The sequence below is a fragment of the Enterococcus sp. DIV1090 genome (assembly GCF_050537975.1).
Taxonomy (GTDB): Bacteria; Bacillota; Bacilli; order Lactobacillales; family Enterococcaceae; genus Enterococcus; species Enterococcus faecalis.
The window spans coordinates 1,609,749-1,635,072 of record NZ_CP172917.1; the positions used below are offsets into that span (position 1 = coordinate 1,609,749).

Sequence of the window (25,324 nt, forward strand, 5' to 3'; positions counted from 1 at the left end):
AAATAAAGAAAGCTCTTTATTTAGCAATTTCGACTACTTGGATGTTCATAAGATGTTTCTTCACGTTCTCTACGTCTACATGCCCAGTCGTTCTTTCTTGGGCATTAGCCATTCCAGCCGCCATGCCCCATTTTAGCAGTTCGGCCGCTGGGGCATCCTTGGCTAGTCCATATGCAAGACCAGCAATGGTTGCATCTCCTGAACCAACAGGATTTTTAGCTTGAATCGTTGGAATTTTTACACGATAGAATTGATCTTGATGTTTGACAATTGCACCATCTTTTCCTAAAGATACGACAATCCATTCAATTCCAGCAAACATTGGTTTTGTTAAAGCTGTTTGCACAGCTGCTAATGGATTTTCTGAAAAATCTTGCTCTAGTAATCCTTCTAGTTCCTCTAAGTTAGGTTTAATTAAATACGGTTTCCATGGTCCTTGAAGAACTTGCCTTAAACTATCACCAGAAGTATCTAGTAGTACTTTAACCTCTTGTGCGTGAGCTTTTTGAACTAATTCTTGATAAAAATTTGTTGGTAATCCTTTCGCTAAACTGCCAGAAATTGTGACAATTTCTGCTTGCTTAATTAATTGATCGAAATTTTCAAGGAAGTTACTGATTTCTTCTGGGGAAACAGTCGGTCCAGCTTCTAAAATTTCAGTTTGATTCCCTTCGTGCAAAATCGCAATCGAATCACGCGTTTCTTCTTTGATTGACGTAAATGCTTGGGGGATGTTTGCTTTCTTTAACTCGTTTGCAATAAACGCCCCATGAAAACCACCAAGAACGCCGGTAGCGATAACATCTCCACCTAAATCATGAATGACACGAGTGACATTTAATCCTTTGCCACCAGGGGTTTTGGTCACCTGACTGGTCCGATTAACGGTATCAAGCTTTAGATGATCTAATAGGTAGGAGATATCAATTGACGGATTCATTGTTACTGTTACTATCACAGCTATGCCTCCCAATTACCCTTCGTTTACTTGAACTTTTGCATGCCAAGAGCTGGCGGTTGCCGCGATGACTTCATTTAAACTTTCAATGTTTTCTCGGCCTTCTGTTTTTAACCAATCACAAGCCGCAGTTTCTCCTGCTTCAACGAAAGGTTTCACGCCATTTTTCCACGTAGCACGGCCACATAAAACACCATTAAATGTTGAACCAGCTTCTTTAGCGAAACGTAGTGTTTCTTGGAATAGCTCTGTTGAGACACCGGCACTTAAAAAGATAAATGGTAAATCAGTGGCTTGACTTTGTTCTAAGAAATAATTCGCCGCTTCCTCTTTTGTATACGCTGTTTCAGCCGGCGCAAAACCTTCTACAAAATTCATATTAACTGGAACTTCCACTTTCAATACATCTACTTTATATTGGGGTTTAGAAAATTCTTTCATCATTTCATTCACTTTATGCGGTTTAACTTTTGCATATTCTAAAGAAGTCGCATCTGCTATTTGTGCATCGTAAGAAACTAATTCTAAGTAAAATGGTAGGTCTTCTTCTGCACATTCACTCCCTAAGCGTTCAATAAATACATGTTTTTGATGATTGATTTCTGGATCCTCATCCACATCATAGTATAGTAAAAATTTAATCGCATCTGCGCCTTCTTCTTTCAAGCGTAAAACAGACCAATCTGCTAGTAAATCAGGCAATCGTCCCGGAGTTGTTGCATCATAGCCCGTTTTTTCATAAGCGAGTAACAATCCAGCCTCGGTATCGCGTGCTTTTGCAGCAGGCAATCCATATTCTGGATCCAATAAAATGGCAGACGCATAAGGTGTCAATTCTTTCGAGACTAATTCTTTAAACGTTTCAATTTGTGCATCAGTTGGCTCTACATCTAGTGCTTTGATCATTTTTTTCAAGGCACCTCGTTGATCAATGGCCAACGCGCTAATGATTCCTTCTTGGGTTGACAAACGATCCATTGCCGCTTTTTTTCCAGCTGTTAACGTAAGCATAGTTCCTCCTCCAAATGTTGTATTATTTATAGTCATAAATCGTTACGCCTTTAACCACACGATTCACTGTACCTGTCGGTGAAGGGGTATCCGGTTTATTTCCAACTTTAATAGATGTTAAAAGTGCGACTGTTTGGGCTACCATGATATCTGCTAATGCTAAATAGCCATCAGGTAATAGAGCAGTTTCTGCGGAATATTCAATAGTTGAACCTGAGAAATTACGTTTGCCAGGTTGAGCAATCGCAAAAACACCCGCCGCAATTTCGTCACCGTGAACTTCTTCTAAGATATCCAAATCATAATCTCTTGTGTATGGTGTATTATTAACAAAACCAAACATTATTGTTTTTTCATTAATAAATGATTTTGGTCCATGACGGAAGCCCATAGAAGAGTCAAAAATTGTGGCAACTTTGCCGGCTGTTAGTTCTAAGATTTTTAATTGCGCTTCTCTTGTCAAACCAGCTAAACTTCCAGAACCAACATAAACAATGCGTTCAAAATCAAGGTTAACAATTTCATTTAATTCTTCTTCACGGGATAGCACTTCTTCACCTAATTTAATTAGAGCGGTTACATAATCTTGTTTTTGCTCAAAGGCTGTTTGATCAAAGAGTAGTAATGTACCCAAGGTCATGCAAGAAAAGCTACCAGTCATCGCAAAACCACCATCATTGGAACGTGTTGGCATTAAGAATAAAAAGCTGTTTTCTTCTTTTTGGCTTATTTGTGCCAGTTGTCCTTCTTCGGCACAAGTGATCGCTAAATGATGAATTGTTTCAACCACTTGATTAGCTACTTCAACTGCCGCTAAACTTTCAGGACTATTTCCACTTCTTGCAAACGAAACTAACAATGTTGGTTCGTCTTTAATCAGATAATCTTCTGGTTTGGCCACAATATCCGTTGTCCCAATACTTTCGAATGAAAAGGCTTGTGTTTCGCCGTGTGCTCGGAGATAAGGTACAACCGTATCACCGACATATTGCGAAGTCCCTGCTCCTGTAAAAATTACTCTTGTGCGTTTTCCTTGCGCTTTGGCTTGGACTTCTTTTAAAAAGTTTTCCAAAGCTGTTTGATTTTCATGATAAAGTGTCACGGTTTCTTGCCAAAGCTCAGGTTGCTGACGAATTTCACGTGTCGTGATTTCCGCTCCTAGTTGTTCTAGTTCTTCTTTTTCTGCTGTAAACATACTTAACTCTCCTAACTATTCCGAATATGGCGTATCTGATAATGAAATTGATCTGCTCGCGCCACACTCAACGTAAATTCAATAATTTCATTTTTCATGTTATATGTCTGGCGTGCTAAATGAAGGACTGGCGCTCCTTCTGGAATCATCAATAATTTGGCATCTTCTTTTGACGCAATGCTAGCGTATAATTCTTCATCAGCTAAACGAACGGTTTGCTTAAAATCTTCCGAAAATAGATCATATAATGGCTTGCTACGTAGTAATTGATCCGTGAGTGATAAGAAAAATTTCACAGGCAAGTATGTGTCTTCAACCATTAATGGCTCGTTATCAGCAATCCGTAACCGACTTAATTTAAAAACTGCCTCTCCTAACGAAAGATTCAAATGCTGACAAATAAATTTATCCGCTTCCAATTTTTCGAAGGATAATATACGGGTATGTGGTTTTCGACCCAGCCCTTTCATTTGTTCTGTAAAACTATATGCGCCAGCTAAATCAGCGGCCTCTTTTTTTATATCTGAAACAAATGTTCCTTTGCCATGACGACGATAGATGGAACCTCTATTTTCTAGTTCTTGTAGCGCTAACCGGACCGTCGTCCGACTCACTCCATATTGTGCAGTCAATTCACGTTCAGAGGGCAACTTGTCATGAGGAATCATGCATGTTTCGATTCGTTCCTGCAGCAAATCAACAAGTTGATGATACAAAGCTTTGTTTTTAAAGGCATTTTCCATAACTTTCTCCTTTACCCTAACTGGTTATAACCACAAACCAATAGTACGGTGGTTTTTTTTATTTTGTCAATAAAAAGTATTAATAAATATCTTCATACCGCTATAACCTTGAAATGACAACGTTTACATTTTTTTATTTTTCTTTATTGTAATATTTTTTTCCTAAAGAAATCATTTTTTTATAAAAAACCATCCTTAAATATGATACCAGTTGCTGGCTTTATTTTAAATAGACAAAAAAGAGTATGAGACAAAAATCACTTTAGATTTTTGTCTCATACTCAAAATCTGAAAAACAGTTCTATCCCGACTTCTTCCTTTCTATTGTTTGGTTCTGGCAACAACTAACAAGTAACTGATTTTACGAAATCCATGACAATATTCATTATTGAGCATATTCAATCCTTCTGCTAATTTTCGTATAAGATAAATATTGATTGAATGTGTTGACACAACGAAAGGCCGTCCTGTTCGCATATTGATCATAATAACGCTTGGTATACCACTGAAATTCTTTCGTCCAAGGTTTGACATGGCCAGTAAAGTGGATAATGGATGGTGCTCTTCTCGTTTCTTCATATTGTCTTTCTCCATAAATAGTCGGATGTTTTTTTGCTTTTGATAGAATATAGCCTTGGGCGTTCCACTTAGGATGCAACAAGGTCCAACGGTCGTGTAAAACCGCATTCAATGCATCTTGATCATGGAAACGTAATTTATCTGGATTTTCTTCAATAAATCTTAAGACTTTAGTGGTTACATCTAAATTCAACCATTTTTTAACATCGATTAGCAACAAGCCTGAGTTAAAATAACACATAGATTCTGCAGGAATCGCCATTTTTTCCAAACGTTGATGGAACCCTGCATCTTCAACAGCGGCGATGATATTTTCACCTAAATCAACTGTCCATAATTTTGCGACATCATCTAAGGCAATCATGTCACAATCCATATACAACAGCCGTTCGATCTGGCTTCCTCTAAACAGCTCTGGAATAGCAATCCTGTAGTAAGCTGTTTTGGGAATTCGTTCACTGGTTACAACATTTTTGAAAAAATGGGGGTTGATTTTTAAAAATGTTAACTCTGCATTGATTTGGGTATGTTTAATCGTAAAATACAGTAGTTGCTTGCTTTCAAAATTGATATTGTCATCAATCACATAAAAATGAACAGCTGCCGCTGAAGGACTATTTTCTAAAATTGAAACAAACATAGCAGCAAGATGCGGTACAAAGTTGGTATTGCAACATGAGACAATCGCTAATTCTTTTCTATTTTCCATTTCTTGCACCTACTTTCTTTAACTTGTTTAGATAAAGAGCTGTATAAGGATGATTTTCTAACGTATTCCAGGGTTTATCGTGACCAGTAAAATGAATAATCGCTGGCTCTTGATTTCCCGCTGCATATAATTTTTGGTAAGCCTCATTAGGCGCTTCATGACGATTAAAAACTAAAGACGTCTGCATATTCCATCTTGGTTCTAAAGCTAGCCAATCTTCATAAAGAACGGCGTTTAAAGCATCTTGGTCATGATAAACTATGCGGTCCCCATTTTCTTCTAGATACTGAATTGTTTTTTGGGTGATTGCTTTCTCGTTCCATCGGTCAATATCAATAATCATAACTCCTGAATTAAAATAATAATCGGAGGAACGGATGCCCAAACGTTTCAAAGCATATGCTTGACCAGGATCAATAACCGCGCCAATCGTTTGGTTCACTAATGGCGTATCATACAACTGGACAATATCATCTAAAACAAGCGTATCTGCATCTAAATAAAGAACCTTTTTATAGCTATATTTTTGTAAAAGTGACGGTAAAGAAATGCGTAAGTATGCGGTCGTTGTAATATGATCACTCACTAAAAAATTTTGATAGACTTCTTTGTCTGCTGTTAGAAATTCAACAGTCGCATTTTGTGAGTTACTACTAACCGTTTCTTGGAGTGCTTTTTTGCTAGATAGCGACAGCCCATCATCAATCACATAAAAATGAACAGATCTCTCCGCATGACAATTTTCTAAAACAGTTGTCATCATTACATTCAAATAAGGAGCATAATTTTCGTCTGAAGCTGTCACAATTGGCACAATCTTCTGAGTTTTTCTCATCAAAACCACTCTCCTCTTTTATTTTTATAGCTAAGTTCCTATTCAGAATAGGCCCTGAAAAACTTATCTGCAAATTATATGCTCATTAATTTATAATATAATTATAATAAAAATATATTTTATGGCTATAAAATAATATTTATGAGGGAACAAAAATAAATAATAGACCTCTATTTTAGGGATATATTAAGCGAAACAAAACCTACTTAATACTGCCACTACTATTTTTTTACTTCGGATAAAAGTATTGCTTCTAGATTTTCTTATTTGTTTTAATATTTTAAAAAAATATTACCAATAAAAAACTGACTACTCAGTTAAGTAGTCAGTTTTTTGTTTAATAATCTTTAAAAATATTCTCATTTTCAAGGCTTAACTTCTGATAACCGCCATCTAACATTTCCTGAATACCGTCCTGGTACAACCTTTAAAGGATCAGCTTTAAAACGAAAATAGAGATCATAATCATTTAAACTTTTAGTTACATCCTTACCTTCTACTTCTTGCTTTAGAATTAACTGTTCATCTTTGGTTAATTGAAAAAGTAATGTTTGAGTATTCTTTTCAAAAAAACAAAGAGAGACCTCTTGTCCCCAGCTTTCTAGTTGTTCAACGATAGTTGCTAGTTGTCCGCTTAATTCCCAAGAGTAACTACTTGTATTTGTAATTGTCAACGAATCATTCTCTGGTAAATTTTCTATTTTCATATAGAAATAACCATCTTCACGCTTCGTTTGAACTAATTCGTTGATTGTCAAAGTGTTTCCAACAAAAGCAGTAGGAACTGTTGTTAATTCTATAATTCCTTTGAAATCAATGGCTTGAATTTTGGTTTCTGATTGATTGCCTTCAGCATCTACTGTATACATACCTACGTAATACATTTTTTCAGGTTGAAGCTGTGAAGTTTCGTATTCAATAGTTGTTTCAAAATTCTCCGTTAAATTTTCTCTCGAAAGATGTGCTTTTTCAATAAAAGTAGTCGTAGCTAATTCTTCTTCTGAAACAATAGGACTCATAAATAGTTTAGTGGACGTAGAATTTTCATCTTCAATTTGAACAGGAAGGTAGGCCTTACGTTTTTGTCTTACAATTTGAGGAGACTGAGCTGCCTCCGTTGCAGAAGAATGACCAGTTGTAATTGTCGGCATCCATTTCCCTGTTAGCTTGTAATAATGGGCAGCTGGATCCCCGGTAGTCACTGGTTTAGAAAAAGCATTCCCGGAAAAAGTACTAGAAACAGGAACAGTTAAATCCAGCAGGCTATTTATTTGAACGAGCTTATTTTTCACTTTGAAATAAAGACCATACAACGTGCCTCTTTCAAGTGCCGGTAATGTAATGACTATTTTGTCTTTTTCTCTTGTAAAAGGGAGTTCTTGTCCTCCCGTTGGTTGAGCGCCTGTCCCAATTTCTTGAGCACTCCCGAAGTAAACCTTATTCTCTAGCACTTCAAAGTTATCAGGGAGTGTCATTTGGATCCTCGTCCCGGCTTGTAAACGAAGTAAATCACTTGTTTGTAAATAATCAATCGCTGTCATATACGTGATTTCTTGACTTCTGTCGACAGAATGAACTTCGTTTTGAGGAATCCCAGTGTCTGCTAGCAATTGGTTATCCGCTGATTGTGCAACACCCGTACGTAATTGCAAATCTACCAGCCCTTCCACATTTGTAAATGAAATAGCTTTTGCTTGTGCATAGCCCCCGTTTGCTCCAGTAAATCCAAAATAAACACGTTTATTTTCATTTAAGCCTAAGTTATTTTTAAACTCCGTATCCACAGGAATCGTAATATTTAAGGCATAATCAGGAACAGAATAGGTAAATGTTCCCGCTTCTCGTTTAAATTCCACGATAAATTTATGCCACTTACTATCAGATAAATCTGTCACTCCTTTTTCATTTCGGTGATGAAGGACTTTGTCAATCTTAAAAATACCATCTTTTGTATAGGAAGTTTCTGCCCCCGGATAAGCCCAGGCAATATGATGACCTTTGGAACTTGTATCACGATCCATCATGCCATCGTTTGCAATAAGATTACTATTATTGTTATAGAAGGTATCAAATTCAATCGCCAAACTGTTAGGAATTGCCCCCTTACTTAATGGTGTAGAATCTCCTGTGTTTGCCCATACTCCAATCGTTGGACCAGCTTCTTCCGCTATTGCTGTCGGACCATTACTTTGCATAACAAATGTTAATCCATCACTATCATTTGTTACATTTTCAATATAAAAAGCCATCTCAATTTTAAAATCATTTGTAAAACTCACTGGGTTATTAAACCAAACTGCCCCACTAGAACTCGGTGTTGTATCATTAATCTGAACATAGCGGTGATTTTCAGATCCACTCGGACTTCCCGCTTTTCCTACCGTCGAAATCATCGTTTGATCAATTGGCAATGTCTCAAACGCTGGTTCAATAATCTCTGCTAACCCTTCACTGGGAAGGAAAAATAGACCACCAAAGAAAAGTAATAAACAGGAAAGTAAAAAAAACAAGCCGCCTAATTTGCTGGGCTTCATTCTTGATTCACCCTCTTTTTATTTTTTAATTGGTAATATTTCCAAAGTAAGCCCAGAATTGCTAGTAAAAACACAATCAGCATTCCAACTAAAATTGAAAATATAATAGATTCATCTTTCTGTTTGGTGAAAAAGACTGTTTTTTGATTAATTGCTTTCGCTTGAGCAGCAGAAATAGTAAACGAGTCATCGAACACCCAGTTGCCTTTTGAGGAATGAATTGCGATATGAACATTATATGTTCCAGATTTTAAAGTTTCTTCCTTTAACTCTGTTAAAATTGGAATCAAGGAGTTAGGAGCAATTTGATAGTTGTCTGCTTTTTTCGCACCAATTATTTTTTTATTTGTTTTATCATAGACAGTTGTCTCAACGTTTACCTTACCAAGTGCGGTAGGCTGGTTGTTTATCAAGGTACTTTTGATAACTACAGTATCATTTTTTATGACGGGCTCAGTTTTGTCAAAAAGTAAATTAGGCTCAGGCAGTGAACCCAAATCGGTGCGTAACCTGACACCGATTTGGGTTAGATATTTTGCCTGAATCATTGAATGCATTGCTTTTTCTTGGTTTGGGGAAGTAATTGTTTCAAAAGCAAAAGCACCTAACACTTCACCAGTAATTTTTTGTCGTTGACTGTCTAACTGAAACGAAACTTTTTTACTTTCAGAAGGCTGCAGACTTATGATTTGTTGTTTTGGTTCAACAAATTGAGTAAATGACTGTCCCTGATACATTTCTGCAGTTTCACGGCTTTGATAAGCAATTATGCCCGTAGATGTTGTATAACTGTTTAAAGCACCCGCTTTTACTTGCAATGTTTGTTCAGATGTATTTGTAACTAGAATAGTCAACGTTTGTTTATTTTCCTGAAGATATAAATCAAAATATGTAGCTTCTGATACTTGATTTTCAGGATACTCGGGTGTCACAGTAAAAGCGGTCGTTTCCGCCTCTACAGACAGTACTTTACTATTTATGCTAAAAAATATGCTACATAATGTGAAAAAAAATAACAAAAAAGTAGTGTTACTTTTAACCGTCATGCTCTCTCCTCCTAACAGCCAAAATTTCAACTCTATTGTTGAGCCATTTAACTTACAGACAAAATATTAAATTTTTTTGTCTAGATTGCTTCATTCAGGGGTATAAGCGTTTGTTAACACCCAAGTAACCGTCCCTCTGTAGCGGCCACTATTAATATTTTGTTTAGGAAAAGTTAACGTTGTGTTTGATAAATCAAATTCATTCGCTGCCAATCCAGTTGTTCCGTTTGCACTAGCGACAAGTGTCGGCTCAGTCGTGCCAGCATCAATTGTTGTCGTAGCAGTAACTGTCGCATCACCTTTTGCACGTGTGGTTGCTAAATTTAATTTCGCAGATTGTAATTTTACGTTATTTTCATTTTTAATATCTGATAGTTTTAACGACAACATCCAGCCAGATTCGTTTGGCCCTCGATAATCAGATACTTTCGTTATCTCTGGTGTTCCAGTCAATGTTTGATCAGATTCCGCAACATCTTGAATCGTTAGCTCTCCAAAATTAAAGTTAGAAACTGCATCTAAATTTAAGATTCCTGGTTGAATTGTCAAAGATGCTTCACTTGTCAATTCAGCTGTTGGGTTCGCTTCATCGGCATACGAATTGATTGCGCCACCTCCCAAAGTCACTCCCAGTACTGCTATTGTTGATAAAATACTTTTTTTCATCCTATCCCATCCTTTTTAAAATTTTCAAAAAATGACCTTAACCATCTAAAAGATAATTAGCCTGAATTGGAGCATAACACAAGATGTTTTTCCTTTTTAAAAAAGATGTACTATAAGTCATTTTCATTAGAGAAAGACCTTTCTATGATGGTATAATAGGGAAACAGTAAGAAACTTTCAGAGACCAAGGAGGGAAACTGGCGTGTATGGTCAAACAATCAGAAAAATTCGAAAAGACAAAGGGTTAACTCAAAAAGATGTTTGCCAAGGAGTTGTGACACTGAGCTATTACAGCCGAATTGAACGAAACATTAGTACCCCTACCATCGATATATTTATGGAGATCATAAAAAATTTGAATGTTCGATTAGAAGAATTTATGTATATTCACAATGGCTATCAGAAAGCTTTAAAAGATCAGACTTGGTTTGAGATTACCGAACTTTATCATGCAGGAAATATGAAAGGTCTTGAGGACTATAAAACAGCGATTTTAACTGGAAAACTGCCACACGAAGAAGAAATTACGATTCAATTAATTAACCTGTTTATTTATCGTTTGGGCGGCAATGTCGTCGCCGAAAATATAACAAATATTGTTCAAAACTTGATGAACTTAGAGAACTGGACAAGTAGGGAAGTCACGATGTTCATTACGATTATGGACGAAATTCCTATCGAAACTTTGTTAATTATTGTCAATCGATTGCTCAAAAAAAGAAATCTTTATTCTGCTTCTAATGGCTACAATTCTCCATATAGCAAAATACTCATCAATACCATCCTTCTCTGTGTAAACAACAAGTATCTCAACGAAGGGCTAAGTTATTTGAAACAGTTTCGAGCAATGTTAGAAATTCGAGATTTATACGGAAAAACAATGGCTTTATTCTTAGAAGGATTGCTTTGCTATGCCAAAGGAGCACAACTTGCGGGTACAAAAAAAGTTAATGAGGCCTTTCAAATTTTTCATTTATTAGAGATGGATAATTTTTCTCGCAAATATCAGCAATACTTTGAGTATATTAAAACTATCTATTAATAGGTTCATTTTTGTGACTTTTACAGTATTAGCCTTATGGAAGAAAGTATACGTAGCACTTTCTCTTCCTAACTTATTTCTGTTATACTTAAGTAAGAAATATGTAGGTAGGAGAGCGTAAATTTATGAAAATTTATTACATTGAAGACAATCCTTTTCATCAAGAGCGATTTAAAAAAGAACGCCACAACTATGAAAGTTTACGTTCTGTTCCTGTAGAGATATTTCCCAATAATAAATTAGAAAGTATTTATAAAAAACTAGATACTTTTGATTTTTCAGTCTCCGATATCTTCTTAATTGATATTGATTTGCAATCCCTTCATTCTGGTATTGATTTTGCAAAAAAGATTCGACTAATTAATCCTGATTGCTACATCATCTTTTTATCAAATGATACAACTAAAGGTTTAGAAATTATCAATCAACATATTCGACCTGATTTATATCTCTCTAAAAATGAAATGAGCAACGTATTTTTAGCTCTGGAAAATATCTTGGTATCTAGATTAAAAAAAGTTAATAACACAACTGCTCTTATTGAACTTAAAGGTTCTTCAAAAGTCTATCTGATTCATCCAGATGAAATTAATTACCTCTCCACTATTAAAGGATTTCGTTCGTCTATAGAATTTTTCGGTACAACAGAAAATTTTATCATTCAAGATAAAATGAAAAATTTAAAACAATTACTTGCTCCTTATCATTACTTTAACGATTTAAAAAGCTTTTCCATTAATCCGTATAATATTAAAGAAATAAATAAAAATACATTGGAAGTTATTTTTAAAAACGAAGAGTGTTTGGCATTGAGTGCTACCAGCATAAAGAAATTACTTACGTACATTGATGCTCTAGGATAAACAAAAAGCAGGCAAAATATGCCTGCTTTTTGTTTACTTAAAAGAAATAGTTAAAGATAATTCAAACAGTTTCTCTTGTTTATCATAGCGCAAATCATAATTAATATTGTTATACAGGTTAACAATTCTTGAAAAATTATAAAGCCCTAGTCCTCCTGCTTTTTTCTCGGAATGACCACCTTTTAAAAGTACCGTTAAATTGCCACCATGGTCAATTATCGCAGGATTTCTAACTAAAAAATGAAAAGCCTGATCTTTTTCGTTTAAACAGATAACAATCGGTTGATTATTATCTGTTGCCGAATAATGCTCAATGGCATTGTTTAAAGCAATAGAAAGTAGACGGATCAAGTCGATATAGTCCACAGCAACCGTTGAAATCACATTTAAAACTTGAATAGAGTATGACCTATTATTCTTTTCTGCTTTATCGATAAAGTCATAAAGTAAACCTTTAATCACTGGGTCTGTAATCTTTTTCATTGGATTATGTCTAGCATCTTCTATCCTCTCTAGAGAATACTCTTTAAAATGAGTTATCAGTTCTTGTGCCTCTTCTGGCGTCTGGTGACTAATTCCATATTCTAAAGCGGCAATAAAATTTAAATAATCATGACGAAATTCATCTAATTTATTGTAATATTCTTGTGTTTCTTTTAAATCTTTTAAGTAAGAAGTAACAAATTCCTTACGTTTTCTGTTAATAATGAACACTATAAAAGCTACACTACTAAAAAGGTTGAATCCTAACATAATAATTGAAGTTAACACGTAATCTAGTGAATATAGGTTCACTTGTGCATGTAGAAAATAAAGTCCTGCCATCATTAAAGTAGACAATAAGGTAATGCTTTTCATTTTTTTCGTATAATCTGTAAAATAGTCAAAAATATGATATTTTTTATCAAGATGCTTCAAGTACAAACATAAAACTACTGTCATAGCGATTTCTAGAAAAACAGTAATATATAAATGATTGAATACTAGATATCGTGGAAGATCAATACACAAGAAGATAATTAATCCCCCACAACTCATTAAAAAATTATTTAGTAAGATAGAAAGATAAATGTTCTCTACTTTAATATAGATATAGTAACATTGAGAAAAATAGAGCAGAAATAAAAAAAAGAATGTATATTTTATCATAAGTAAATTACAAACCGCCAATAATAAATAAAAGATAGTAAAAAAGTACGTACTTCGCTCCTGAAATAATAGATTGATGCCTATTAAAATATTTACATACACCATACCCACAAATACAATTAATTCCATTATTTTACTTCCACTCCTGACTTGCTAACCTATATTATCATACCAAAAAAGAAAGAAAAACAAAGGATTTATGTTTTTCTTTCTTTTTAACTAGGGCGCTTCAATAATTGTCCATTCTAACTCAGATTGATAATCGCCAATATATGCATTCGATGAAATCGCTAAATCAAATTGATGATTTCCATCTTGTATCAGACCATATTCCGTGTCAGTTTCTTTGACAACAGGTAAGGTAACTTGTTGATTATTCGTAATGACTAAATTATCTCTATTATTTTGATAACTGAGAACAGCTGGAAGTTCTCTTTGCGCATTTTTAAATGTGCTTATTTGGCTGACTACTAATTGCCAGTTTCCTGGTGAACGCGTGGTATCTTCAATTTTTATATCGACTGGTTTTTGAGGAAGAGAGTGAACTGTTTGTCCATTAATAACAGCATCTTGAAAAGATAGGACTGAATCAACAGATTTAAAATGTACAGTGCCTTCCATTAATTGTAAGGTAAAAGTTGCAACATTTGACTTGAGTCCCTCTGTATCTACCACATAAATTTCAACAACATTCGCTCCAAGTTTTAAATCGGCTAATGGCATTTCTTGTGAAAAAGCATTCCAACTCCCTTTATTTGCATTCGCTACAGAATTTTCTAGTAGATGTTCTACCCCATTTAATTTGTAATAAAGAGTACCCGTTTGACTCTCAGCGTCTTTCCATTGTCCTTCCACTTTAAAGGATGAAAGATTCGGTGTTATCGGAATAGTTTTATTTGATAATGCGTCCACCAACTGAAGTTGAGGAGGTGTATTTTTTTGTACCAACGTTAGTATCCCGTTATCGGATGCGGTTTGCCCCATACTATCTTTTATTTCAATCTGTGTTTTATTTTGTCCAATCATTCCTATATTAGTTAAATCAACGGGTATTGAAAATGTTCCCTCTTTTTGAAAACTCCCAGTTGGTATCGCAACAGTTTGACCATTAACAGTTAACGTGGGGTTTAGATCCGCTATATTTCCAGTCCATGTACCGGTTAAAGTTATATGGTAGGAATTTGCATCAGTGATGTCGACTACTTTATTTTTACTTTCCTCATCAAAAGATACATTGATACTTTGAATAGCTGGCATTTTCGTAGTTAAAAAATCCTCCCAATCAAAATCACCTTTAGAGCTGTCATAAATACCTGAATGCAGAGAAAACTCTTTATTTTTTAACGCTTCCTCTGTAACCTTGGCTTTATACGAAAGAATAATTTTATCTCCTTTGTTTATTAACAAATTGGAAATTCGATAAGTGTCATCATAAGGACCATCATCATATTGATTCGTTACTTGAAGTTCTGTCATCCGACCATCATAGGAAACAGTATCATGATACATCACTTGTGCTTCTGCATTAAAGGCCCAAAATATATCTCGATGAAGTTCTTTAGAAGTATTAACGAATGAGCCAGTATCAGATAAACTTCCTCTTTTATAAATAAACGTTGGTTCTCCTTCTAATTTCAAACCTTGTGTTTCATCTGGAAAAAGAACTAACATGGAAGATTGATTAAAAGATTCAGGTAAGACACCATCATCTAGTTTTTCCAAAGTTGTATTGACTGTGACCGTGTCCCCAACAGCGGTATAGTACGGTGAATGGTCTTTTTCATAAGCAATTGTAGCTTTCACATGACCACCCAAAATGGTTGCTTCTTGATTATCTGGGTAGTCTGCGGCTAAAACATTCCCTGAAAAAAAAATCAGAGAAATAAAAATGGCACACATTAGAACTAAACAATTGGTGGCAAAAAATTTTTTATTAATTATGTTCATTGAATATGCTCACCTACTTCTTTTGTTTAAGTAATTTATAACTTAAAACTAGAATAATCCCTATTAATAATAAACCTACCACGATAATGATCGGTAAATACGGAACTCCTTTGTTTTCTAGAACAGCTTTTTTATTTATTTTTTCTGCTTTTTTAGCTTGTATTTCGAAATCAGTCGTCAAATGCCAAGTTTTATTGGTAGTCCCTTCTTTAGCATCAATTGTGACGGTGTAGTTACCTGGTGTAATCTTTTCTTTATTTAAGCCAATTGGAAAGTTAAAATTTGTATTAGGCGCAATGGACATATTTTCTTTTTTCGATTTATAAAGAACCTTTTTAGAACCTTTTTTTGTAATTGTTGCGTCAAAACTTACTTTACTGATAATTGTTGGTGTTGGATTTTGGACATTTGCAAAAATAGTCGTATACGAATTTTCTAAACCGGGCCGCGCAGCTAGTAATTTTAAATCTGGCGTTACTTTATTTGTATTCGTTTCTAATTTCATTCCGATTACATAGGCATATTTATTTCTTATTGCTGTCCCACTAACCTTTTTACTTAGCGTATCTTTTTTAGTGATATGAATGCCACCAAGAATTATCCCTGTAAAAGCTTGTTTTGGCATCTTTATTTGAAAGGGAATATCTTTTGCTTCTCCAGGTTGTAATGTCACCTCTTGTGTCTCTGGTGAAACCAATTGATTTAACACATAATCAGCTGATACATCTTTTTTTACGTTTTTTTGTCCATAATCAATGACACCATTACTATTCGTTACAGCATTATTAACATCGACAAGGTAAGTCGCCTTCTCTTGACTATTATTCTTTACATGAATAGAAACTTGTTCTTTTTGACTCGGTTTTAATAATAAGTCAAAATAAGAAAGCTTTTTATTATTTTGAAAAGATGGAAGATTTGCGCTAACACTGTATGCTGATTCTGAAGAATCAGCATACACTTTTACATTGTTCATTCCTAAAATAATAAAACTTATTCCGATAAACAAACAACTTTTAATGAGGGAGAAACGAGGTCCGCTCTTATTCATGCACATCAATTGGACCAGCAGTTAAAGTCCAAGTAATCGTCGCTGTATATTCTTTTGCCTGAGCACTTCCTGAGGGAACGGCTAGTTGAACATCTGTATTATGTCCTTCTTCACCAGGAAACACATCTAGCCAGGTTCCTTCTCCTGCCAGACTAGCTGCTGACATGACATTTTGTGCTTCAGTATTATTGAAAGTTACATCTTCGTTTACAGTAGGTTGTGCACTGGTATTATCTGATTTTTTTCGAGCAACTCCATTTTCAAACGATAAGACGGCCCCTTTTAATTCAGATTGATCCTCTGCTTTAAATTTAGAAGCACTTGCGGTTAAAGTCCACCCTCCTTCAACACCACGTTTATCAGTAATTTGGACATGTGGTTCAGCATTTAAAGCGCTATATACTTGACTATCACTAGAGATTTCTTGGGTCCCAAAACTAATATTAGAGACATAATCAATAGATAAAGGACCATTATCATCTGTTCCATGATTATCTGGATCATCTGGGTCAACCGGATTGACAGGATTATCTGGATCGTCTGGATCAACCGGATTAACTGGATCATCGTTTCCTCCAGTAAAAGTGACTTTTGCTGTAGTCGTTGTTGCATCACCTGACTCGGCTGCATTTGCTAAAATTCCAGTCAAAAGTGTTGCAGACAATAATGTTGTCGCTGCTAAAGAATATAAGATACTTTTTTTCATATTCATTCTCCTTTATGTGTTTGTAACTTTTTTTAAGCGGGTGCATCCGTTAACGTCCATTCAAGAGTCGCTGTGTAATCCCCAGCCAAATTTCCAGAAGGAACTTTCAAAGAAACATCTGTTGTAGTCATTTGATCTGCCCATGTTCCTAACCCTGTATTCACTGCTGAGGTCATGATATTTTGGGCTTCTGTGTTAACTGTTACAACTGCTGTAGATGGCGTTGCAGATTGATTATCATTCACCGTTTTAGGCGTGCCGTTAGGTAAAGTTAATTGTGCCCCCTTCAATTCTTGCCCACTTTGTGTTTTGAATCCAGCACTTTCGCTATCATAATTGACTTGTAAATTCCAACCTGCACCAGTTCCCCGTAAATCGGATACTTGAGCTTCTGTACGTAAAGAAGGTTTTTGTGCGGCATACGTTTCTGTAGAACCAGAAATTGTTTGCGTACCAAAATCAATATTAGAAATGTAATCGATACGCAAGACCCCAGTGTTTCCTGTTGGATCATTGGAATTAGGATTATCATCTGGATCAATAGGATCAATTGGTCCAACAGGATTATCTGGATCTGCTTGTGAGATGCCGATTTTTGCTGTACTTGTAGCATCTTTATCTTCAGCATGAACGACTGTACTACCTAATGTTGCACAACTAAATAATGCCGTAATTAAAATCATTTTTTTCATTGTTCTGTTTCCTTCTTTCTTCTTTTGAAAAATATCCATAATAGTAATCCGCCAATAAGTAACCAACCACTAAGCATAAAAAAATGATTTTTTAGTTCATTAGTCATTGGAAATAATTTCTGGGATTTCATTTCGTGATACTTTTTGCTGTTTTGTGTTTGTACATCTGAATTATTCGTTTTTTGTTGTGGCATATTGCTTTTAAAGGTAATGCCAACGTTACTTTTTTCGCTAATTGCAAAAGCATCCTGTCCAAAACTAGTAGATATTTGAATACATCCAATCATCATTAGCATTATAAGCAATTGTCTACTAAATTTTTTCATTTGTTATCCCCCTTACCATTAATCGAATAGCACCCCCAAACTGAAGTTTTGATCAATTTAGAATTATTACAATTCAGAACATCCATAGTATACTTAAATCAAAACAACATTTCCTGATTTTGAAATCGCTTTCTTATAAAGTTGTGTCAAAATATCATACAATTTAATATTTTTTCTCTTTCTTAGAAAAAAATAAAGGACAAAAATCTAAAATGATTTTTGTCCTTCACTTCATACAAGATCCTTTTTCCCTTACAAAAGTTATCCTTCTTAAATGATCTATGGCGTAGTCGGATAATTTTGGACTGTCGTTTGATTGCCATTTTGACTAAACAAGCTGGTTGACTGTGCATTTTTTTGTTTTTCTACTTCTAAGACTTTGTTTTTTTCAAAAGCCACATCATAGTTGTAGTCCTTTGGTTGCACTTCTTGGAATCCTTGTGGTTTATAAAAACGTAAAAGGTTTTCCTGATTTAATTTGTCAGATAAACTTAACGATTTTTTCACCCAATCGTTATCTTTCGTGACTTCTGCTTTTAAATCTGCTGGAACTTGGTCTAATTTTTTTCCTTGATTATTGTAGATTTCCCCACCTAGATAAGAAAATTGAGGCGTTACAAAATCGCCATTTCTAAAAGGAACCACTTGTTTATATTGAGGAGATAAAAGGTCCGTGCCAAAATGGATATAATTTTTATCATCGACACCTAAAAGATGGTACAGTGTCGGTAAAACGTCAATTTCCCCACCATATTCGTGCATGATTTTCCCTTGCGTATAGCCTGGCATGTAAAACATCAAAGGTACTCTTTGCAATTGCGCATTGTCATAGTTTGTCCACGTTTTTGGATCGCGGTTGAAGGCTTTACATAAGTCCTTGTTGTTCGCATCTGAAATACCGAAGTGGTCACCATAAATAACAAAAATAGAATGATTGTATAAACTTGTTGTTTGCAAGTAATGGAAAAATTGTTCTAGCGATTGATCCAAATAGTGCGCTGTTCGAACATAATCATCCACAATCGAATTGCCTGTGTTCAATTTAGGAAACGGGAAGTTTTGGTCATCCGTATAATAAGGGGTATGATTGGTCACAGTTAAAAACTTCGCATAGAATGGCTGCTGTAAATGTTCAAGCTCACTAGCTGATTCACGCAACAATTGTTTATCTAAAATACCGTAACCTAGCATTTTGTCATCTTTTGAAAAATATGACCGATCAAAAAAGTATTGATAACCTAAGTTTTTATACACATGGTCTCGATTCCAAAAACTCCCCACATTTCCATGGAAAACAGCGGTTGTATAGCCTTTTTGTCCTAAAACTGCGGGAGCCGCTTCGAAAGTATTGTCTGATCCTAATTGTGTAAAAAGAGAGCCTTGCGGTAACCCGAATGTTCCTGTTTCCAACATGTTCTCCGCATCACTCGTTTTTCCTTGCCCTACTTCATGAAAGAAATTATCAAAACTGATTGTCGCTTTGTTTTGATAAAGCTGATTTAAAAACGGTGTAACCTCTTGGCCTTGGACTTTCATATTAATCAAAAATTGTTGAAAACTTTCTAAATGAATCACAAATATATTTTTCCCTTTGGCAATCCCGGCATACTGCGGATTAAGCGGTAAATTGTTTTGCTTGGTAAATTTCATGATTTCAGGTAATTCGTTTGAACTAGCTTCTGCTCTTACCTCATTTGACATGGCTGTTTTGACACCATCGATGGCTGTGAATGCATCCAAGCCAAGATATTTTACAATATAATTACGGTCAAAAATTCTTTGAAGCAATTGAGGACGATCGGTTTCGCTTAAAAATAAGTTAACCGAAAAGAGCAAGACACTTAAACAACTAATTGAGATTGCCAATCTTCTGTTGATAGGTTTGGTCATAAAGACTTGATGATTCCGTCGCTGTTTAAAAGAGTAAAATACCAAAACGAGCAGTACTAAAGTATCTAGCCAATAAAAGACATCGTGGACTCTCATTAAAGCAAGTAAATCACCAGAAATCCCTTCTGAAACTTTTGAAAAGCCAAAAACAGATTGGATGGTAATAAAGTCAGTGAATTCACGATAAAAAATAATATTCAAATATAAAATTAATGTATTTAAAACATTTAAAAGAGTTAAACTAAGCATAAATGTTTTATGCTTTTTAAAATACAAACTAAAGCCAAATAATAACAGCGTAGTAGCAACTGGATTGAACCATAAAATTTCTCGTTGGAGACTGCCCTTAACGCCCAATGAGAAATCTAGGTAATACGCCAGAATCGTTTTTGCCCAAAAGAGTAAAACAAAAAATAAAAAGAGTCCTAATCGGTTATTTATTTTTTTCATCTAAGTTTGTCTTCCTTTCCCTTCAAAAAAATCTTGATTTGTTAAAAATAAAACCTAACTCTGCGCAATGACTTTTTCGCTAGCGGAGAATTGGATAAATAACTTAAAAAGATAATCGCAATGGCGCAACATCCAAATAAAAGCCATACGTTTGTAAAAGGTGTTCGAGTAAGCGAACTAGTAATAGGCTTTGTAATTAAAAGACTTGGTAGCGCAACCCCTAAAGAATTGCCAATTTGCTTACATGTCACCGCAATGGCTGCTGCCGTTCCTGACTGAGAAAGTGGCATTCCTTCAATCGCTGTAATGGTAATCGGCGAATTTAACATCCCAAACCCAATGCCTAAAAAGATATAAATAACAAATAAAATAATCATAGGCGTTGTTTTAGTTACAAATAATTGTAAAAAGCTAACAGCCAACATTGAAATACCACAAAGCATAATAGGACGTTTCGTCCCTATTCTCCCTACCATTTCGCCGGCTCTCGGTGCAACAAGAAAACTAACAAAAGCCAAAGGAATGGTTGATAAGCCAGCTTCCAACGGGCTGAAGCCTCTCATTTCTTGCAAATATAGCGTGTTTAAAAATAAATAGCCGTTATATATGATAAAGCCAAAAATAGCTAAAAAAGAAGCCGATGTAAATGGAATAGATAAAAAGAAACGCGGGTTGATTAACGGATTGTCAATGTTATATTCATAAATAAAGAAAATGGCAATGGCTAAGCAGCCGATTATCCCAGTACTTAAAATATCAGGCGCGAAAAGCCCTTTTCTAGGTAGTCCGATAATGGAATAGATAGAACTAAATAGAAAAAGAATCATCAATGCTTGACCAACAAAATCATTTTTCGCCGTTTTCTCTACTTTTGACTCTGGTACAAACTTTTGTGTAAGGATGATTGCCGCAGCAATGATCGGTACATTTACAAAAAAGACATACCGCCAGCTAAAATAAGAAACAATCAGTCCGCCAATAATCGGACCCATGCCTAAGGAAATCCCTGTAACAGAGCCCCACAAGCCAATTGCTTTCGCTCGTTCTAACTTTTCAGTAAATACCTGTGTAATAATAGACATTGCTACCGGATTTAACATAGAACCACCAATCCCTTGCAACATGCGAAACGCGATCAATTGCCCTGGGGTTTGCGAAATCCCACATAGGAAAGACGCTAAACCAAAACAGGCTAAGCCCAATTGAAGAACTCGTTTACGGCCAATTCGATCTGCTGTAGACCCAGACAACAATAATAAGGATGCTACCATTAAAGTGTACCCATCTGTTACCCACTGTAATGTAGACAGATTCGTGTGAAAATCACTTTGAATGGATGGTAACGCCACATTGACAACCGTAACATCCATGGTCACTACAAACAAACTCATGCAACAAGTATACAAAATAACTTTTTTTCTATCGATCATAAAAACAGTCCTTTCTAGCAACTACATAAAACAGGAAAAGCAACAATGACACTTAAACTTCTAACGACACAGTTATCGCAAGTACTCACGTATCAACAGTTCTTTATATTCCTTGCCATTTAGTTATTTTATATTTAAAAAAGTAAATCTTTAGATAGCCAAACTATACACCAGAACCCCTTTAAATTGAACCGTAATAGATACGATTTATCGATTCTTAAGTTATTAAATAATTGAACATTCTGTTCAGAAATATCGAACAGCCCCATAATTGAGCATCTCTTTTAAACAATGAACAACAAAAATAGCCTTATCCGCAGCAGAAGTAAATCTAAGCGAATAAAGCTATTTTTGGTAACTATTCCAAAGTAATTTTAATGGCTAAGTCTCTAGCAACTTTTGTAAAGTTGCCTTGATTTGACCAGGTTGGACAAAAACCGAACTGGAAACATTTCGGTATAAATAAAATTTTTGTTTTCGTTCAATCGGTAAAAAGAAGAGTTTAGAATCAATTTCCTGCAGTTGTTCTTTCCGAAGAGAGATTACCGCATAAACTCCTTTACTTTTTTCAATGAGACGAGTAAGCATCAATGTATCGTAGCAACAAACAAGCGGACTTGTTAATTGCAACATTTCTAGCACACTCTTGGTAGCTTCTAAATGATCTAAGTGATGAGGCAAAAATAGAAATGGATAGTTGGTCAAACAGGTGAAGCCTTCTTCCTCAATTTCTTGTTTAATTTCTCTTGAAACACAAAGATACATTTTTAGTTCAATTAATTGTTCTTTCTTTAAAACTGGACTATTCACATCTGCAGAAGTAATCACAAAATCCAACTCATGATTCTCCAATTTATTCAATAACTCAAACGATGAACCATGGTAACATTCCCAAAAACGATTCAGTTGATCCTCATTCTCTGTCACTTTATACATCAAGGACGTATTTCCAAAACCTAAACGCATCACTGGATTCTCAATCATTTCATGCAAATTAAGTTTCATTTTCTTGGCCTCGTTTAAAATGATATATACAGATTGGACGATTTTATCACCATAGGAATTTAACGTCAAAGAATTACCGTTACGGTCAAAAAGTAAATGGCCCAATTCACTTTCCAAATCTTTTAATGACGCACTTAAGGTTGATTTACTAACATGGAGTTCAGAGGCTGCTTTGGAAATACTATTATATTTTGCAATGGTATAAAAATATTCTAATTTTTCAATAGTCATCTTTTGTCATCCCTTTTATTCAAATTCATTTGCCCACGCAACCTGTTCAAAACACGCCTCACTCTTTATCAATAGCGTAGTTATTTTTGCTCTAATAAGCTATGTCCATCTTGTTATTTTTCTATAACTAATAGTAGATGAATATGAAAGTGCCTTTGGTAAAACTTTTTCTCGGAAATAGCATGAACATTCGCAACAAATTCAGCTTATTAAAAAAGGCGTCTAGCTTTTTCTATTTTACGCAAATTTACTTAAGAAATTCCATTTCAATTCTTTTCTAAAAAAGGTAAGATGGACACAACAAATGTTTCAGTTTCCATGCCCATTTACTTTAAAGTTCAGCGTTATCTACTAAGTATGAAGACTGTCAAAGAAAGGTTAGGTACTCCCAATGAAAATCAACTATTTAGGTACGGGTGCAGCAGAACGGATTCCAGGAATTTTTTGTAATTGTAAATTATGTAAGTATGCTCGAGAGAAAAAAGGACGAGAAATTCGTACACAAACTCAATTAATTATTGATGATGTCCTGCTGATTGATTTTCCAGGGGATTCTTATTTACATTTGTTGCAGTATGACTTGTGTTTTGCAGACTTTGACTCTTTACTAATCTCTCATTGGCATTCCGATCATTTTTACGGCGAGGATTTGGCTTATCGAATGTCTGGTTATGCATTAGATATTCCCAATCGTTTAACTGTTTACGGAAATGAAGCAGTTAAGACGTTTTATCAGCGCGCCTTTGATTTAGAAGGTCGTCAAGATGATACCCGATTACATTATCAGGTTATTCAGCCCTACAAATGTTTTACTATTGCGAACTATACGATTTATCCCCTTCCTGCACAACATGGAAATTTCAGTGAAGATTGTTTTATTTTCGTTATAGACGATGGTAAAGATGCTTTTTTATCCACCCATGATACAGGTTACTTTACGTCAGAAATGTTTGAATATCTTGAAAAGAGCCACTTACTTCTTAGTATTGTTTCTTTAGATTGTACTAGTCAAACAAACGAAACTGGCAATAGTCATATGAATTGGGAAGAAAATTTAAAATTAATTGCAGAATTAAAAGAAAGAAAACTCGTCACAGATAAAACGATTTACGTTGCCAACCATTTTTCTCACAATGGCGGCTTGTCTTATGCGGAGATGGCGGCTTTATCTCAAAAGCATGAAATCATTACGAGTTATGATGGTTTAGAAATACTAACTTAATCGGATTATTTGCCTTCTTTTCAGCACTATTATATGCTTTTAACCGATAATTACAAGGTACTTTTATCGTAACTTACACTATCTTAAAAAACAAAAATACTCGAGATTTCCCGTGATTCTGGAAATTCCGAGTATTTTTATGGTTCTTTACGCTGCTGGCACAGCGGATAAACGTTTATTTTCTTCTTCATTCACTCGATTAACAATAAAGTTATAATTCACTTCATTTAGTCTTTGACCATGATTTCCTGTTTGCTTAATGCCGCCATTGGAATGAACACCAACTACTTCAAACTGATCATTATAGATTGGTGAACCAGATTGACCACCGGTTGTATCGATATCATAAAATAGTAATGGATTTTCTAAGTCTGTAAAGTTAGATGTAAACAAATCATTTTCATGAGACCATTGTGTGTGGTTTTTCTCACCTGGATAGCCTGATATTGTGACATGGGTATCTGAAGATTCAAACTTTTTCAAAACAAATGGCGTTAAAATTTCTCCCAACTCTGGGCCATCTGGACGATCGTTTTGTTTGTCGACAGTCACGACCGCAATATCCGCATTCGGGGAAAAAGCTACATCAATCACTTTGAATTTGCCAAATGGTGTCGCACTGCCATCTCGACCTGGATAAAACCAAGCATCATCTTTGGCATTCGGATTTAATACTTTGGCATTCTTAAAACTTTCAGCCACATGATTATTGGTGACAATTGTATTAGTTCCAACAACAAAGCCTGTTCCTAAAGAAATATAGCCTGGTTTACTGGCAGGGGAAATGATTCTTCCGATTGACGCAAAAGGCGCTTCGGTTGTATCTGCCACTTCTTGTCTTCTGTCTTCAGGGTCCAGTAACGATCTTTTTTGTCGTGAATGACTTTCGGCAGGAACGATATACTCTTCTGCATTTGCAGACAGGCTAAAACCGGCGATCAAAGTTACTAAAATCAGAAACAAAAAACCAGCACTAATTTTTCGTATGGAGAACTTTTTCATAAGATCATGCCACTCCTTATCCATTTTTATTTAATTGGGGAA

Annotated in this window: 22 protein-coding genes; 3 read left to right on the forward strand and 19 right to left on the reverse strand. The window is 35.1% G+C overall.

The features are described 5' to 3' along the window. Window positions 1-16: 16 nt before the first annotated feature. The 9 genes from IGL48_RS07780 to IGL48_RS07820 form a co-directional block, all read right to left on the reverse strand. The gene (locus IGL48_RS07780; protein WP_080349189.1) at window positions 17-958 is read right to left on the reverse strand and encodes a hexose kinase; all 942 of its coding nucleotides are present in this window, start codon (window positions 956-958) and stop codon (window positions 17-19) included. 15 nt (window positions 959-973) lie between these two features. Then, window positions 974-1,969: a tagatose-bisphosphate aldolase gene (gene lacD, locus IGL48_RS07785; protein WP_002357245.1), complete on the reverse strand. Its 996-nt coding sequence runs from the start codon at window positions 1,967-1,969 to the stop codon at window positions 974-976. 22 nt (window positions 1,970-1,991) lie between these two features. Continuing rightward, window positions 1,992-3,164, reverse strand: coding sequence for an SIS domain-containing protein (agaS, locus tag IGL48_RS07790; protein WP_010824729.1), 1,173 nt, complete (start codon window positions 3,162-3,164; stop codon window positions 1,992-1,994). An 11-nt stretch (window positions 3,165-3,175) separates the two neighbouring features. Beyond that, a complete protein-coding gene (locus IGL48_RS07795; protein WP_002360115.1) occupies window positions 3,176-3,907 on the reverse strand; it encodes a GntR family transcriptional regulator in 732 nt (243 codons plus the stop codon). A gap of 385 nt (window positions 3,908-4,292) precedes the next feature. Further along, window positions 4,293-5,195, reverse strand: a complete 903-nt coding sequence (locus tag IGL48_RS07800; protein ID WP_010710277.1) for a glycosyltransferase family 8 protein — start codon at window positions 5,193-5,195, stop codon at window positions 4,293-4,295. Then, entirely contained in the window at window positions 5,185-6,030 is an 846-nt protein-coding gene (locus tag IGL48_RS07805; protein WP_010824730.1) for a glycosyltransferase family 8 protein, read from the reverse strand. The genes IGL48_RS07800 and IGL48_RS07805 overlap by 11 nt, the downstream gene beginning before the upstream one ends. 365 nt (window positions 6,031-6,395) lie before the next feature. After that, entirely contained in the window at window positions 6,396-8,564 is a 2,169-nt protein-coding gene (locus IGL48_RS07810; RefSeq protein WP_010824731.1) for an L-type lectin-domain containing protein, read from the reverse strand. Then, a complete protein-coding gene (locus IGL48_RS07815) occupies window positions 8,561-9,610 on the reverse strand; it encodes a DUF3324 domain-containing protein (RefSeq protein WP_010824732.1) in 1,050 nt (349 codons plus the stop codon). The genes IGL48_RS07810 and IGL48_RS07815 overlap by 4 nt, the downstream gene beginning before the upstream one ends. A 90-nt stretch (window positions 9,611-9,700) precedes the next feature. Continuing rightward, complete coding sequence (locus IGL48_RS07820; RefSeq protein ID WP_048949347.1) at window positions 9,701-10,276, reverse strand: WxL domain-containing protein; 576 nt, start codon at window positions 10,274-10,276, stop codon at window positions 9,701-9,703. A 202-nt stretch (window positions 10,277-10,478) separates the two neighbouring features. On the opposite strand from IGL48_RS07820, the gene IGL48_RS07825 reads away from it, so the two are divergent. Together IGL48_RS07825 and IGL48_RS07830 are read left to right on the forward strand one after the other, a co-directional pair. Then, on the forward strand, window positions 10,479-11,318 hold the full coding sequence (locus tag IGL48_RS07825) for a helix-turn-helix domain-containing protein (RefSeq protein WP_010824733.1): 840 nt from the start codon (window positions 10,479-10,481) through the stop codon (window positions 11,316-11,318). A gap of 125 nt (window positions 11,319-11,443) precedes the next feature. Continuing rightward, window positions 11,444-12,181: a LytTR family transcriptional regulator DNA-binding domain-containing protein gene (locus IGL48_RS07830; protein ID WP_002377201.1), complete on the forward strand. Its 738-nt coding sequence runs from the start codon at window positions 11,444-11,446 to the stop codon at window positions 12,179-12,181. Between the two features lie 33 nt (window positions 12,182-12,214). On the opposite strand, the gene IGL48_RS07835 is transcribed toward IGL48_RS07830, so the two are convergent. From IGL48_RS07835 to IGL48_RS07875, 9 genes are all read right to left on the reverse strand, one after another. After that, the gene (locus IGL48_RS07835) at window positions 12,215-13,459 is read right to left on the reverse strand and encodes a GHKL domain-containing protein (protein WP_010824734.1); all 1,245 of its coding nucleotides are present in this window, start codon (window positions 13,457-13,459) and stop codon (window positions 12,215-12,217) included. Window positions 13,460-13,549: 90 nt separating this feature from the next. Beyond that, complete coding sequence (locus IGL48_RS07840; RefSeq protein WP_010777708.1) at window positions 13,550-15,277, reverse strand: hypothetical protein; 1,728 nt, start codon at window positions 15,275-15,277, stop codon at window positions 13,550-13,552. Window positions 15,278-15,290: 13 nt separating this feature from the next. Then, window positions 15,291-16,328, reverse strand: coding sequence for a DUF916 and DUF3324 domain-containing protein (locus IGL48_RS07845; RefSeq protein ID WP_025190747.1), 1,038 nt, complete (start codon window positions 16,326-16,328; stop codon window positions 15,291-15,293). Next, window positions 16,321-17,034, reverse strand: a complete 714-nt coding sequence (locus tag IGL48_RS07850) for a WxL domain-containing protein (RefSeq protein ID WP_010777710.1) — start codon at window positions 17,032-17,034, stop codon at window positions 16,321-16,323. The genes IGL48_RS07845 and IGL48_RS07850 overlap by 8 nt, the downstream gene beginning before the upstream one ends. 32 nt (window positions 17,035-17,066) lie before the next feature. After that, window positions 17,067-17,726: a WxL domain-containing protein gene (locus IGL48_RS07855; RefSeq protein ID WP_010777711.1), complete on the reverse strand. Its 660-nt coding sequence runs from the start codon at window positions 17,724-17,726 to the stop codon at window positions 17,067-17,069. Then, entirely contained in the window at window positions 17,723-18,052 is a 330-nt protein-coding gene (locus tag IGL48_RS07860) for an LPXTG cell wall anchor domain-containing protein (RefSeq protein ID WP_002398721.1), read from the reverse strand. The genes IGL48_RS07855 and IGL48_RS07860 overlap by 4 nt, the downstream gene beginning before the upstream one ends. Before the next feature lie 279 nt (window positions 18,053-18,331). Beyond that, window positions 18,332-20,392 (reverse strand): LTA synthase family protein, encoded by a 2,061-nt coding sequence (locus IGL48_RS07865; protein ID WP_002393342.1) that lies wholly within the window; start codon window positions 20,390-20,392, stop codon window positions 18,332-18,334. Between the two features lie 41 nt (window positions 20,393-20,433). After that, window positions 20,434-21,822 (reverse strand): MFS transporter, encoded by a 1,389-nt coding sequence (locus IGL48_RS07870; RefSeq protein ID WP_010774631.1) that lies wholly within the window; start codon window positions 21,820-21,822, stop codon window positions 20,434-20,436. Window positions 21,823-22,203: 381 nt separating this feature from the next. Beyond that, on the reverse strand, window positions 22,204-23,058 hold the full coding sequence (locus tag IGL48_RS07875) for a LysR family transcriptional regulator (RefSeq protein ID WP_002357233.1): 855 nt from the start codon (window positions 23,056-23,058) through the stop codon (window positions 22,204-22,206). A gap of 391 nt (window positions 23,059-23,449) precedes the next feature. Between IGL48_RS07875 and IGL48_RS07880 the strand changes: the two genes are divergently transcribed. Next, window positions 23,450-24,280, forward strand: coding sequence for an MBL fold metallo-hydrolase (locus IGL48_RS07880; RefSeq protein WP_002369253.1), 831 nt, complete (start codon window positions 23,450-23,452; stop codon window positions 24,278-24,280). Between the two features lie 147 nt (window positions 24,281-24,427). Here the strand turns inward: IGL48_RS07880 and sprE are convergent, their stop codons facing one another. Beyond that, window positions 24,428-25,282: a serine proteinase SprE gene (gene sprE / locus IGL48_RS07885; RefSeq protein ID WP_010717628.1), complete on the reverse strand. Its 855-nt coding sequence runs from the start codon at window positions 25,280-25,282 to the stop codon at window positions 24,428-24,430. Between the last annotated feature and the right edge of the window lie 42 nt (window positions 25,283-25,324).